This window comes from Flavobacterium sp., from assembly GCF_046153165.1.
Classification (GTDB): domain Bacteria; phylum Bacteroidota; class Bacteroidia; order Flavobacteriales; family Flavobacteriaceae; genus Flavobacterium.
In genome coordinates this window covers 14,121-28,012 of record NZ_JBJXEN010000109.1, presented here as the reverse complement: position 1 = coordinate 28,012, position 13,892 = coordinate 14,121, and the positions used below count along the sequence as shown (strand labels likewise).

Below are 13,892 nucleotides of genomic sequence, written 5' to 3'. Positions count from 1 at the left end.
TACTAGGCAAAAATATTAGTTATTCTTTTTCGGAAAATTATTTTACGAATAAATTCAAAAATCAAAAAATTGATGCTGCCGTTAGTTATGAGAATTTTGACATTCAAAATATTGATAAATTTACAACAATTCTAAAAAATAATCCTGAATTAATAGGCCTTAACGTCACCATTCCGTATAAGGAAGCTATTATTCCGTTTTTAGATGAATTGTCAGAGAATGCGCAAAAAATTGGTGCTGTAAACACAATTAAAATTTCTGCAAACGGCAAATTGTTTGGAGACAATACCGATTTTTTTGGTTTCAATAAATCTCTTGAACCTTTACTAAAACCGCACCACAAAAGAGCTTTAATTTTGGGAACGGGAGGTGCTGCAAAAGCAGTAGCGTTTGGCTTAAAAAAATTAAATATCGACAGCATTTTTGTTTCGCGTAAAGAAAAAGAAAACACGATTACTTATAATCAAATAGATGCCAAAACTTTTGATGAATATCAAATTATCATCAATTGTACGCCATTAGGAACTTTCCCAAAAACCGAATTGTTTCCTGATATTCCTTATCAATATTTTACTTCAAAGCACATTGCTTTCGACTTAATTTATAATCCAGAAAAAACGGAATTTCTTAAAAACGCAGAAAATAACGGAGCAATAACAAAAAATGGATATGACATGTTAGTTTTTCAGGCAGAAAAAGCTTGGGAAATTTGGAATGAATAAGATTTTATTACAAGTTATTTGTGTTTTTTCCAATATTTTCTCCCATAACTACAAAATATCTCTTCCTCCTGTTTTATTTTTCTAGTAGCAATTAAACAAACATTACCTGTTTCGTCCAAGGAAATTTTAGCATTATTTTTAAAATCCGATTTAGAAAAACCTGTTGCATCATTCGCATATTTTGCAAAACATTTTACAGACATCGAATCCATAATAGTTCCATCAAGAAGGTTTATAAAATATTTATCATTTCCTTTTTTAGCTTTAATTTTAGCCTCACTTTGAGTTAAAATTCGTCCTTTAAAAACAGAAATTATCTCTTCTTTATAAATAGTTATAACAGTAAACAATCCAGTTCCTGAATTGGGAATTCTGGAAGGATTTAAATACAAATAATCAGTCTCTAGAGCATTTATTTTATTGCCATCGCTCTTCATTAACAGATAATTAATTTTCTATAAAACTACATTTATTTTTATAAAAAACTAATCTCTTTTTCTATCTTTCATTTGAGCCTTACGTTCCTCTTGCATTTGGAGATAAGTATTGTATTGCTCTTCCGAAAGAAATGATTTCATTTCAGTATCTTTTGCTTCTTTACTTTCTTTAAGCTTTTTAAACTTATCTCGCTTACTACCTTCACTATTTTTTATTTCTTTTAGTTTAACTCCATACTTCTTCGTTATTTCTCTAAAAGTAAATTCTTGTTGATCAGAAAGTGACAAACGTTCTTTTGCCATTTTCATTTGTTCGATCATTTCTTCTTTTCTAATATTGTCCTGAGCAACAATATTATTAGAATTTAATGCAAAAAGAAACGTGATAATAAAAGATAGTTTTAAATTTCTCATAATTTATGATTTTAAAGGGTCTAGTCGTTAGACTAAAGTTATGAAAAAAGGTTTAATCGATATATAACTTTTTTTAATAAAATTCTTTAATACCAATATTTTAGATGCCTAATTATATTTAAATGATTCAAAAACTATCAAGATAGCTCAAAAAAAAGTGACTTTTTATAACTTTAATATAAGTTTTACTTTCTGTTTTCATACGTTTTTAGTACCTTCGGCATTATAATAACTGTAAATATTCTGCACCATGCAAGAAGAGCAACACGACAACCTACCTGTGGTAGATGGAAATGAAGTATTAGAATCTCAAAATGAGCCTCAAAATTCTGTAGATGAAGCGATTGAAACAATCGAAAATCTAAATGCAGAAGTTAGTGAAGATACCACTATTGGCGAAAGTCACGATATTCCAATGCTAAATTATGATGCAATGGATATGGAAAATCTAGTTCTCGAGCTAGAAAATCTTGTGGTTTCTGATAAAATCATGGCTGTAAAAAACCATATAGAAGAAATAAAATCAGTTTTCTTATCAAAATATAACCACTTCATCGAAGAAAAAAAGGAAGAATTTATTAATGAAAATCCAGATTCTACTGAAGAATTTGAATACCATTTTCCTTTAAAATCAAAATTTGATTCGTTATATAATAATTTTAGAAGTAAGAAAAACACACATTTTAAGAGTTTAGAATCTGATTTAAAATCAAATTTACAAACACGTTTAGCATTAATCGAAGAATTAAAATCATTGATTAATCCTGGCGAAAACATAAAAGACAATCTCAAACAATTTAATGATTTAAGAGAACGTTGGAAAACTGCTGGAGCAATTCCTAAAGACAAATACAACCATGTTTGGAATAATTTTCATTTTCATGTTGAGAATTTTTATGATTATTTACATTTAGATCGAGAAGCTCGTGATATAGATTTTAAACATAATCTTGAAGCAAAACTTAAAATAATTGCTCGCGCACAAGAACTTGTAAATGAAGCTGATGTAATGAAAGCTTTTAGAGAATTACAATCGTTACACAAAATCTGGAAAGAAGATATCGGTCCTGTTTCGAGAGAGAATCGTGAGGAAGTTTGGGCAGTTTTTAGTGATTTAACTAAACAAATGCACGACAAACGTGAACTTATTTTTGAGCAACAAAGAGGTTCTGAAGCTGAAAATCTAGCCAAGAAAAAAGAAATAATTGCTGCTATTGAAGCTATTACTTCTGAAAAAATAGAAGTACATTCTGGTTGGCAAGGTCAAGTTGAAAAAATTGAAGCTTTACGAGCTAGTTTTTTTAGTGCTGGAAAAGTTCCTGCTGAAGTAAATGAACAAACCTGGAGCGATTTTAAAACTGCTGTACGTAATTTTAATGTGCATAAAAACTCATTTTATAAAGACATAAAAAAAGATCAAAATACGAATCTTGATAAGAAAAATGCATTGGTAGCTCGTGCTAAAGAATTGCAAGAAAGTACCGATTTTAATATTTCTACTCCTATTATGAAGAAAATTCAAGAGGAATGGAAACAAATTGGACATGTGCCAAAAAAATATTCAGATTCAGTTTGGGCAGAATTTAAAGCAGCTTGTAATCATTATTTTGACAGATTGCATGCCGAGAAAAATGAAAATGAAGAAGTTGAAGTTGCCGCATTCGAAAAGAAAAAAGAATACTTAGAATCACTAAAATCATTTGAGTTAGTTGGTGACCACAAAACTGACCTTGATGCTATAAAATCTCACATTGAAGCTTGGAAAGCTATTGGAAAAGTACCTTTTGCAAGACGTCATATTGAAGGTAAATTTAACAAAATATTGGATGTTCTTTTTGAAAAACTAAGTTTGAGTAAGAAAGACACCGACATGATGCGTTTTAGCAATAGAATGGATAGTTTATCAGAATCAAATGATACAAGAAAAATTGATAATGAGAAAATTTTCCTAATTAGAAAAGTTGAAGAAGTTCAAAACGAAATTTTTCAATTAGAAAATAACATTCAATTTTTTGCTAAAGCCAAAAAAGACAATCCAATGGTTCTTGAAGTAATGAAAAATATAGAACGTCATAAAGAAGAACTAAATACTTGGAAAGAAAAATTGAAACAAATTAGAAAAATGTAATTTAGATTTTTCTATAATATTTATAAATAAAAAGCTCCAAGTTCAATAACTTGGAGCTTTTTATTTATAAATCTATATGCTTTTTTTAATTCAAACTAAAACTATACACAATTTTACCTATTTGTTTTTCAGGCGCATCATTACTAGCTTGCCATTTAGTATTCATTGCTGCAATCCTGGCTTGGTCTAATAGGCATTTTGCAGTATTTGTAGTTCCTTTTACACCTGGAACCACACTAATTGTATTTCCGTTTCTATCAACTGAAACTTCAACTACAACTTTACCTGATTCGTTACAAGTATATTTAGGCGATGGCTTAGATAATGCCTTTCGACCACCTAGAGAATAACCTACTCCTCCTCCATTTCCGCTTCCTGAACCACCACCAGAGCCAGAGCCACTTCCTGCTCCTATTCCCGTTCCGTTACCAGAACCATTTCCTCCTCCTGTTCCTCCGCCAGAACCACCATTTCCGTAGCCATCGTTAGACAAACTTCCGTTTGATGTACCTTGGTTTCCTTGTATGTTCGAGTTTCCGTCGCCACCTTTGTTTCCTCCTTTTAGGATATTAGCCAAAGCATCGTTAGTATTTTTAGTAACTTTTGGTTTTTCTACAACTGGTTTAGTTTCCTTTTTTATAACTTCAACTTTCGGCTTTTTTGTGATTACTTTTTTAGCTATAACCACATCATTATCTTCAGTAGAATTTTCCTGAGCTATAATTTGTTCTTCGGCAGTTTCTACTGGTTTTACAACCTGTTTAGTTTCGTTTTTAACCTCTAGAACATCACTTTCAAAATTATTTCCAGAACCCAATTCAGAATCTCCAAAATTTACAGTAACACCGCCTCCGCCGCCTCCGCCAGCTAATTCTTGCATATTTGCTGGTGGCCAAAATCGCATAAAAAACAATATCAGCAACAACAAAATATAAATCACTGTAGTTATTACAAATGATTTTCTCTTGTCTGCCGCTGATATTACTACTTCCATAATTATATATTGATATTATAGTAACGAAAATACTAAATATTTGTTATGCGTTTATGAAATTAATTTCAAAAATTATACCAATTGTTTCAAAGCAATTTCAAAAGCTGTTGCGCTAATATTTTTCTTATCTGCATTTAATGCATGTGCTTTTTGTATTGCTTTCTTGATAATATCTGAAGTATCACTAAAGATAGATTCGTCAGTCATTTCGACTTTTTTCTCCATAAAATAAGCAAAAACACGTGCCATTCCACAATTTGATATAAAATCAGGTATTAAACTTACTTTGCTATCTACTTCTTCCATGATTGGACCAAAGAAAATTTCTTTGTCTGCAAAAGGTACGTTTGCACCACAAGAAATAACTTCTAAACCAGCAGCAATCATACTATCTACTTGGCTTTTTGCTACTAATCTTGATGCTGCACAAGGTGTGAAAATTTCGGCACCAATGGACCAAATTTTAGCATTTATTTCCTCGAAAGGAATCATATTTTCTGCTACTAATTTGTTTCCATCTTTATTAAGGAATAAAGTTCTAATTTCTTCGAAAGTAAATCCGTTTTCATTAATCAAACCTCCATCTCTATCTATAATTCCTATTACTTTTGCTCCCATTTCTGCTAGATAGAAAGCAGCTGCAGAACCTACATTCCCGAAACCTTGCACAATGGCTTTTTTACCTACAACACTTCCACCATAAATATCATAATAATGACGAACAGCTTGTGCCACACCATAACCAGTAATCATGTCGGCAACGGTATATTTTCTAGTAATATCTGGCGAAAAAGTAGTATTCTCAATTACTTTAACAACTCCTTGACGCAATTGTCCAATTCTATTTATTTTATCAGCCTCAGTTGGTTTAAAATGACCGTTAAAAACACCTTCTTGTGGATGCCAAACACCACATTCTTCAGTCATTGGGATAACTTCGTGAATTTCATCTACATTTAAATCGCCACCTGTCCCGTAATAACTTTTTAACAAAGGTGAAACTGCTTTGTACCAGCGTTGCAAAACACCTTTTTTACGAGGATCGTTTGGATCAAAATTAATTCCTGATTTTGCACCACCAATAGCTGGTCCAGAAACTGAAAATTTTACTTCCATCGTTTTTGCTAACGAAAGTACTTCATTCATGTCTAATCCTTTACGCATACGAGTTCCACCACCAGCTGCTCCACCACGAAGTGAGTTTATTACTGTCCAACCTTCTGCTTCCGTTTCTGGATCTTTCCAATTAAAAATTACTTCTGGTTCTTTATTTTCAAATTTCTTTAATAAATCTTTCATTATATGTATTTGTTGTATTGTTTTTGTGGCACAAATATAAAAAAATAGAATAAAGTAAATTATGTATTTCTAATTTTAAAACACATAATTTACTTTATTCTATTTTTTACAATCTATTTATTAGTATATTTCTAAATATAAATTAATTTATTATTATTTTCCTAACAAATCATTTTTAAGATCTGCATCGACAGGATTGTTAGAAAGCCATATTCCAAAAAAAGCTTTTTTGAATTCAAAACCAGGAATTTTACCTTCTAATTTATTATTTTTATAAACCCAAATAGATCTATCTATTGGATTGTAAATAAGATTAAAAGCATCATCTTTTTTAGTATCTTCAGAACTTAATAAAGATTCTAATAAACTAATTTGAGATTCAAATTGCTTCATATTTTCCTCTCCAACTGACTTTTTCATCCCATTATTCAGAGATTTAGTTAGTTTTTTTGATGATACTAAATTTGAAAGAATTTGAAGTCTAACTGCCATTTCAGTATCACTCTCTAATATGTATTGTGCATCATCTGACAAATTTGTTAGATATAACGCTTGCACATAAACATCTACCCACATTTTAGATCGGGTACCAAAACCATTAAGTTGTAATGCTCTTTTTTGAAATTCTATAGTTCTAGGCACAATAACACCTTCTGTTTCAAATTGGTTTTGTGCTATATTAGATTGTACAAATAAGAAAATTGTAAATAAGGATAAAATAATTTTTTTCATGATAAAATAAGTAGGGATTAATTTTTTGCAAAATTATAAAAAATAATATCAATCGTAAAGGATAACTTTGTAAAAAAATTAATAATTATAAATTATTCCTGAGCTATGATTGTATTTTGCTCCTGTCACGCTCGACAAGACATTTATTTCATTTCTTAATTTCAAAACACCTAGTAATGCAAAAATTAAAGCTTCTTTAAACTCAATTGTTTTGGCGTTTGGAATCTCAATTTTCAAATTCGGATTATGAAATTGTATTCTTTCAATTAAAAAATCATTATAAGCACCGCCGCCAGTAATAAATAGTGTCCCTTGTTTTTTAGGTAAAGCTAAATTTATTTGTTCTGCAATATGCTCAGTAAATGTTCTTAGTTTATCTTCTATTGATATTTGATATTTCTCGATAATTGGAAGAAGAATTGTTTTCACAGATTCAAAACCAAGTGATTTTGGGTAACTTTTTTTATAAAAATCTAAATCATTTAATTCTGATAATAATACTTCAGAAATTTTTCCTAAACGAGAAATTTTTCCCTTATCATCATAATCAAATCCTAATTTATTAGCATAAAAATTTAAAACTGTATTTACCGCCGAAATATCGAAAGCAATTCGGTTTCCATTTTCATTGAAAGAAATATTCGAGAACCCACCTAAATTAAGACAGTAGTCATATTCTGAAAATAAGATAGCATCACCAATAGGGACTAATGGAGCACCTTGTCCTCCCAATTCTACATCTTGGACTCTAAAATCACAAACTACTTTTTGCTTTATTAATTTTGCTATTTGAGGAAGGTTTCCTATTTGTAAAGTAAATCCGTTTTGTGGTTGATGCAAAATCGTATGTCCGTGAGAGCAAACTGCATCAAGATTTTCTATTTTATTTGTTTTAATAAAACTAGAAATAATCTCAGCTAATAATATTGTATAATCTTCATTTATCTTTTTTAATTCAAAATCAGAAAAATCTACTGCTGTCTTAAGTCGATCTATCCATGCTTCCGAATAGCTAACGGTTTGACTTTCTTTTATTTCGAAACTCCATTTTCCATTTTCTTCAAAAAAATAAATATGCGCCAAGTCAACTCCATCAAGTGAAGTGCCTGACATTACTCCTAAAACGTTGTAGTACTGCTTAAACATCGGTTAAAAATAGGAAAACCTTTTGAGAAATTCATATTAATCAACTATATTTGAAAAATTTTTTAAAAGATTTACAAATAAAATATTAATATAAAGATGGATTTTAATTTTAGCGAGGAACAATTAATGATTCAACAAGCAGCTCGTGATTTTGCTGTAAATGAACTTTTACCAGGTGTTATAGAACGTGACGAACATTCTAAATTTCCAACTGAGCAAGTCAAAAAAATGGCTGAACTTGGATTTTTGGGAATGATGGTCGATCCTAAGTACGGAGGTTCGGGATTAGACAGTGTTTCTTATGTTCTAGCCATGACCGAATTATCTAAAGTAGATGCTTCGGCAGCAGTTGTAATGTCTGTAAACAACTCATTAGTTTGTGCTGGAATTGAAAAATATGCAAGTGAAGAATTAAAAATGAAATATCTTGTTCCGCTTGCAAAAGGGGAAGTTATAGGTGCTTTTTGTTTGTCTGAGCCAGAAGCTGGATCTGATGCCACTTCTCAAAAAACTACTGCAATAGACAAAGGTGACCATTATTTACTAAATGGGACAAAAAACTGGATTACAAACGGTGGGACAGCATCAACTTATATTGTAATAGCGCAAACTGATATAGAAAAAGGGCATAAAGGAATTAATGCTTTTATTGTAGAAAAAGGTTGGGCTGGTTTTGAAATTGGACCTAAAGAAAAGAAAATGGGAATTCGTGGTTCTGATACACATTCTTTAATGTTTACCGATGTAAAAGTTCCAAAAGAAAATAGAATTGGAGCAGATGGTTTTGGTTTTAATTTTGCTATGAATGTTTTAAATGCTGGTAGAATAGGAATTGCATCTCAAGCTTTAGGAATTGCAACGGGTGCTTACGAACTAGCATTAAAATATGCACAAGAACGTGTAGCATTTAAAAAGCCAATTTTTCAACACCAAGCTATCGCATTTAAACTAGCAGATATGGCTACACAAATTATGGCAGCCAAAATGTTAGTCCTTAAAGCAGCTACTGAAAAAGATGCTGGTCAAGACATATCACAATCTGGAGCAATGGCAAAACTTTTTGCTTCCGAAACAGCTATGAATACAACTATAGAAGCTGTGCAAATACATGGTGGAAACGGATATGTAAGCGAATATCATGTAGAACGTATGATGCGTGATGCTAAGATTACTCAAATTTATGAAGGAACTTCAGAAATTCAAAGAATTGTAATTTCTAGAACTTTGGTTCAATAAAAAAAATATAGTTTTAATAAACAAAAAGCCTAACTTAAAAGTTAGGCTTTTTGTTTACCGTATTTCTAATAAAATTGTATGAGTTAAACCAGCTTATTTTAAAAAAAAAGCATAAAAAAAGCACTTCAAATGAAGTGCTTTTTTTGTGGGCGATGAGGGGACAAAACCCATATATTTATATAAATCTTAAAAACACTAAATCCTTTTATTTACAATGCTTAACAGATTTTAGCATTCATTTAGATTTATTAAAATTCGATTAAATTTACATTTCGTTGACTAAATGTTGACTAATGGCATTATATTTGTTTTTGATTTTAAAATCAAAATACAATGGCAAAGATAAAATTTTTACTGCAAAGCAAAAGCGACACTTCAAACATCTATGTTCGTTATTCTATAAATAGAGCCACCGTTTTAAAACGCAAAACTGGTTTTATTATTAGTGCCAAAGATTGGAGTATTGATAAAGCGCAACCCAAAATGGGAAGAGAGGATTTAAAAATAATAAAATCAAAACTTGATAAATTAGCTACGTTTATAAATGATGCCCATAACGAGGGAATAAGTAAAGGAATAGAATTTACTGGCGATTGGTTGCAACTACAAATTGATATTTTTAATAATAAGATTGCCATTGTTGAACTCGATGTTTTAACGAACTATATTGACAAATACATTGCCGAAGCTCCTTATAAAACCAATCAAAAAAAAGAAATTGGATTGAGTACAGGTCGTATTGGAAATTTAAAGCTATTTAAAAATACTATTTTACGTTATGAGGCAGAAATATTTAACGGAAAAAGTATCTTAATCAAAAATATCAACCTGCAATTTGTTGAAAAATACAAAACATGGCTTTTTGACCAAGGTTATGCAGTTAACTATGTTGGTAAAAATATCGATAATATAAAAGTCATTTGTAATGATGCTTATAAAAATGATATTGAAACCTCTTCTCAATTAAAAAATATCAAAAGTATTTCGGAGAGTAATGCACCTGAAAATGTGATTTATTTATCCGAAGACGAACAAGAACTAATCAAAAATACTACTTTAATTAGGGAGGCACTTATAAATGCTCGAAAGTGGTTACTATTGGGTTGTTTGGTTGGACAGCGTGGTGGGGATTTATTAGATATTTCAGAAAAAAACATAAAAGAATTGGGAGGTATTAAAATAATCGAACTTAAACAACAAAAAACAGGAAAACTCGTTGCTATACCATTGCTTCCCGAAGCATTGGAAATTATAGAAAACGGAATGCCTTATAAAATATCTTTACCTCGTTTTAATGAGTACATTAAAGATGTTTGCAAAGAGGCTGGGCTTAACGCACCAACAGCAGGACGCAGAAAACTAAAAGCAAACAGTCCAACGGTTAAAGATATATATCCTAAATACGAAGTGATTACCAGTCATGTTTGTCGTCGGTCGTTTGCAACCAATTTTTATGGGCGCATACCAACACCTATATTAATGAATATTACAGCCCATGGAACGGAAAGAATGTTTTTGAATTATATTGGAAAAACCACTTATGATAATGCATATCAAATGTTGGAATATTTCAGTAAGTTAGCTCCTAAAGATAAAACGCCTGTTATGGAAGTTATTAAAAATACTGCCAATTAGATAAAATTGAAATAAAAAAATTGAAATAATCAAAACATTTAAAATGGATTACGAAAAAATATATCAGGATTTTTATTCGAAATATTACGATAAAGCAGAATTTTTAATAAAACAGTTTTTAATAAAAAGACAAAGTCAAAACAAGACATTTACAAATTCACTAAATGAGACAAGACAATATTTGTATAATTATACAACAAATAATTTACTTGTAAATAATAATGAAAGTCTAAAAGAATTGTATCGGATTTTTGACAATCGTTATCGTGTTTATGATACTAATCAAATACAAGAAGTTTTTTCTGATGAAATAAAAACTGGTTTTGATAAATTAAAAGTTTCGGAACTTCCAAAAGAGTACAATTATATATTGCTGATTAAAGAAATTGCACTACTGGAAATGTTAAGGGAAATTTCAAGGATATTGTCTAATCATTCCAGACTACTTGAAATGATGTATAATTTAAATAAGTTTGATAAATTTGAAATTAGAACTCATAAAAATTTAGATTTAGAAGATTATCCTATTTATAAGCAACTGCATTTAGAACTTTATCCTGATACAGAGAAAAACAATTTTGGATTACTTGGGAGTGAAACAATAGTTTTAAGCAACTTTGATAATTCCGAAAAAAGAGTTCAATTTAATTCATTATTTATCAATTCAAAAGCCTATGATTGCTTTTTAAAATATCAAAAACACATTATTGATTTCTATTCCGACTATTCCTATCTCAAAAAAAGATTAGAGAAAGAGAAGCTAATATATTACCATAAAGACAATGATTTTATGAGGATAATTTTTGAAGAGTTATTGTTAATATCAGCAAAAAACTATGATAATTACTGCGTAGAAGGCAAATTAAAATCGTTGCAAAAAAGCTACAGCGTTCAAAGAGAAAACAACTTCAATATTGTATTTGACGAGTTATTATAATACAATGGGATTCAACTTCCCTTAATGGGAAAAAATCGCCCTAAATGGGCATTCACATAGATACAATTTTGTGCTTATTAATCTTAATTATAAGCACAATGACTACACAAATTTTTTTAAACGGAATCACTCTTGAGCAATTAGTCGAAGCACTTAGACCGCTATTGCAACCACAAAAAAAGGTTAGTGAATCTGTACAACCTGAAAATGAACTTTTAACCCGTGAAGAGGTTTGCAAATTATTATCTATCAACAAAACTACGCTGTGGAAACACACCAAATCTGGCAAGCTTAAAAGTTTAGGACTGGGTAATAGAGTGTATTACAAAAAGAATGAAGTTTTGGAAGCTGTCAAACATTTAAACCAATAACAGTTATGCAAAACGACAATCAAATTTACATTTCAGATGCTTTAAGTCATTTGAGTGACTTAAAAACCGATTTTGCAAGGTTACGGTTGGATTACAATAGAGATAAACAACTGGTTTATACAATCGGAAAATATATTGAATCCTGCGAATTAATCGAGGAACTTATAAAAGGCTATGATAACCATAATTTCAAATTGTTATCAAACAATATCAATAGCGTTTTATTAAAAGATGCTGAATTGCATGGGGTTTTAATCACAATCAAGAAAAGTAAGCACACCCATAACTTTGACCATTCAAAAATGGCATCAATAATTTTTGAAATATGAAAGAGTATATCCGTGTTGGGACAGAATATTTCAAAGAAGTATTATGTCCGTTAATGAGTGGCGATAATATGAAATCATTGATAAAATGGAATAAAGCAACCATTATTGATGATTTTGGAAAAGACAGTTTGAAGTCCATAAAAAAATATGAAACTTTCTGTACATTTCCGTCACACATTAATTATCAAAGAGAAATTAATAATTTTTATAATAAGTATGAACCCCTTTCTTACTGCGTGAGTGAGAAAGGGGATTGGGAAAATATAAAGTTCTTTTTGCAACATCTTTTTGGTAATCAGTATGAATTAGGATTAGATTATTTAACGATTCTTTGGAAGCATCCTAATCAAATCTTACCCATATTGTGTTTAGTAAGCGTGGAGAGAAACACAGGTAAAAGTACCTTTCTAAAACTCTTAAAATTGATTTTTGAAGGTAATATGACCATCAATAAGAACGAAGATTTTAGAAGCCGTTTTAATTCCGATTGGGCAGGAAAATTAATTGTAGCTGTTGACGAAGTTTTACTAGACAAAAAAGAAGACAGCGAACGGATTAAGAACCTCTCAACCTCTAACCATTACAAACTGGAAGGCAAGGGAATTGATAAAGCAGAAATCGAGTTTTTTGGTAAGTTCATCCTATGTTCCAACAATGAAGAAAATTTTATTAAGATTGATGATTTAGAAATTCGATACTGGGTAATTAAAGTCAATCCTTTTGCAAAAGAGAATCCAGATTTATTAGAACAAATGAGAAAGGAAATTGCCTCATTCACTTATTATTTAACCCATAGGAAAATCGAAACCCAAAGAACAACTAGAATGTGGTTTACCAAAGAGCAGATTTATACACCAGCATTAGATGTTTTAGTTCGTGGAAACAGGACTTCTATTGAAAAGGAAATCGAAGAGTTTTTAATTGACCAGTTCTGCACTCTTGAATTAGATGAATTGTTTTATACTACTAAAGATTTGCACGAACAATTAAACCTAGCCAATATCAGAGTAGGTAAAAATTATGTTTCAAAAATTATAACAGAGAACTTTAAGTTAGAGCCTAAAAATAGCAGTTATAATTTATACAGTTTGGACTTGTCAAATGTGGGTAAAAAATGGAGTATTTATACTGAAAATCGAAAAGGTAGATTCTATACTTTTAAGAGAGAAGAATTTATCAAATAATTGTTAATTTGTTGACAAACAAGAAAAAAGTCAATAAAAACAAGGTTTTACAGGTCAACAAACTATCAACAAACTATCAACAAATGAAAATTATCATTTTTAGCCTTATTTTTTGTTGACGATTTGTTGACGATTTGTTGAAGTACAAAACCCAGTAAATACAAGTGTTTACATACCATTGTCAACAAATCAACAAAACCAACACTCTTTTGTATTTAATTTCAATCAGAGAGTTTTATATAAAGGCTGGTTAAATAAAGCAATTGTATTAAACAGTTTAAGTTTTAAAATAGAGGTTAATAATTGTCTCAAAAATTCCACTTATGAG

General features: G+C 30.2%; 14 protein-coding genes. 8 read left to right on the top strand and 6 right to left on the bottom strand.

What is annotated here, in order from left to right; all coding sequences use genetic code 11:
• Nucleotides 1-722: shikimate dehydrogenase family protein (locus tag ACKVOV_RS13240; protein WP_409207236.1), on the top strand; the 722-nt coding region annotated here is incomplete at its 5' end.
• A gap of 14 nt (nucleotides 723-736) precedes the next feature.
• Here ACKVOV_RS13240 and ACKVOV_RS13235 read toward each other — a convergent pair.
• Together ACKVOV_RS13235 and ACKVOV_RS13230 are read right to left on the bottom strand one after the other, a co-directional pair.
• The gene (locus tag ACKVOV_RS13235; protein ID WP_409207235.1) at nucleotides 737-1,159 is read right to left on the bottom strand and encodes an SET domain-containing protein-lysine N-methyltransferase; all 423 of its coding nucleotides are present in this window, start codon (nucleotides 1,157-1,159) and stop codon (nucleotides 737-739) included.
• 48 nt (nucleotides 1,160-1,207) lie between these two features.
• A complete protein-coding gene (locus ACKVOV_RS13230; RefSeq protein ID WP_409207234.1) occupies nucleotides 1,208-1,573 on the bottom strand; it encodes a hypothetical protein in 366 nt (121 codons plus the stop codon).
• Nucleotides 1,574-1,823: 250 nt separating this feature from the next.
• On the opposite strand from ACKVOV_RS13230, the gene ACKVOV_RS13225 reads away from it, so the two are divergent.
• Nucleotides 1,824-3,701, top strand: coding sequence for a DUF349 domain-containing protein (locus tag ACKVOV_RS13225; RefSeq protein WP_409207233.1), 1,878 nt, complete (start codon nucleotides 1,824-1,826; stop codon nucleotides 3,699-3,701).
• Between the two features lie 85 nt (nucleotides 3,702-3,786).
• Here ACKVOV_RS13225 and ACKVOV_RS13220 read toward each other — a convergent pair whose 3' ends face one another.
• The 4 genes from ACKVOV_RS13220 to ACKVOV_RS13205 all read right to left on the bottom strand — a co-directional run bounded on the left by ACKVOV_RS13220 (nucleotide 3,787) and on the right by ACKVOV_RS13205 (nucleotide 7,872).
• The gene (locus ACKVOV_RS13220; RefSeq protein WP_409207232.1) at nucleotides 3,787-4,695 is read right to left on the bottom strand and encodes an energy transducer TonB; all 909 of its coding nucleotides are present in this window, start codon (nucleotides 4,693-4,695) and stop codon (nucleotides 3,787-3,789) included.
• 72 nt (nucleotides 4,696-4,767) lie between these two features.
• A complete protein-coding gene (locus ACKVOV_RS13215) occupies nucleotides 4,768-5,994 on the bottom strand; it encodes a Glu/Leu/Phe/Val dehydrogenase dimerization domain-containing protein (RefSeq protein WP_409207231.1) in 1,227 nt (408 codons plus the stop codon).
• A 153-nt stretch (nucleotides 5,995-6,147) separates the two neighbouring features.
• Nucleotides 6,148-6,726, bottom strand: coding sequence for a chalcone isomerase family protein (locus ACKVOV_RS13210; RefSeq protein WP_409207230.1), 579 nt, complete (start codon nucleotides 6,724-6,726; stop codon nucleotides 6,148-6,150).
• Nucleotides 6,727-6,804: 78 nt separating this feature from the next.
• The gene (locus ACKVOV_RS13205; RefSeq protein WP_409207229.1) at nucleotides 6,805-7,872 is read right to left on the bottom strand and encodes an anhydro-N-acetylmuramic acid kinase; all 1,068 of its coding nucleotides are present in this window, start codon (nucleotides 7,870-7,872) and stop codon (nucleotides 6,805-6,807) included.
• Between the two features lie 96 nt (nucleotides 7,873-7,968).
• Between ACKVOV_RS13205 and ACKVOV_RS13200 the strand changes: the two genes are divergently transcribed.
• The 6 genes from ACKVOV_RS13200 to ACKVOV_RS13175 all read left to right on the top strand — a co-directional run bounded on the left by ACKVOV_RS13200 (nucleotide 7,969) and on the right by ACKVOV_RS13175 (nucleotide 13,564).
• A complete protein-coding gene (locus tag ACKVOV_RS13200) occupies nucleotides 7,969-9,108 on the top strand; it encodes an acyl-CoA dehydrogenase family protein (protein WP_409207228.1) in 1,140 nt (379 codons plus the stop codon).
• Between the two features lie 333 nt (nucleotides 9,109-9,441).
• Nucleotides 9,442-10,743, top strand: a complete 1,302-nt coding sequence (locus tag ACKVOV_RS13195; RefSeq protein ID WP_409207227.1) for a phage integrase SAM-like domain-containing protein — start codon at nucleotides 9,442-9,444, stop codon at nucleotides 10,741-10,743.
• 43 nt (nucleotides 10,744-10,786) lie between these two features.
• Entirely contained in the window at nucleotides 10,787-11,680 is an 894-nt protein-coding gene (locus ACKVOV_RS13190; protein ID WP_409207226.1) for a hypothetical protein, read from the top strand.
• Between the two features lie 98 nt (nucleotides 11,681-11,778).
• On the top strand, nucleotides 11,779-12,051 hold the full coding sequence (locus ACKVOV_RS13185) for a helix-turn-helix domain-containing protein (protein ID WP_409207225.1): 273 nt from the start codon (nucleotides 11,779-11,781) through the stop codon (nucleotides 12,049-12,051).
• Nucleotides 12,052-12,056: 5 nt separating this feature from the next.
• A complete protein-coding gene (locus ACKVOV_RS13180) occupies nucleotides 12,057-12,380 on the top strand; it encodes a hypothetical protein (RefSeq protein ID WP_409207224.1) in 324 nt (107 codons plus the stop codon).
• The gene (locus ACKVOV_RS13175; RefSeq protein ID WP_409207223.1) at nucleotides 12,377-13,564 is read left to right on the top strand and encodes a primase-helicase family protein; all 1,188 of its coding nucleotides are present in this window, start codon (nucleotides 12,377-12,379) and stop codon (nucleotides 13,562-13,564) included. Before ACKVOV_RS13180 ends, ACKVOV_RS13175 begins: the two co-directional genes overlap by 4 nt.
• The last annotated feature ends 328 nt before the right edge of the window (nucleotides 13,565-13,892 follow it).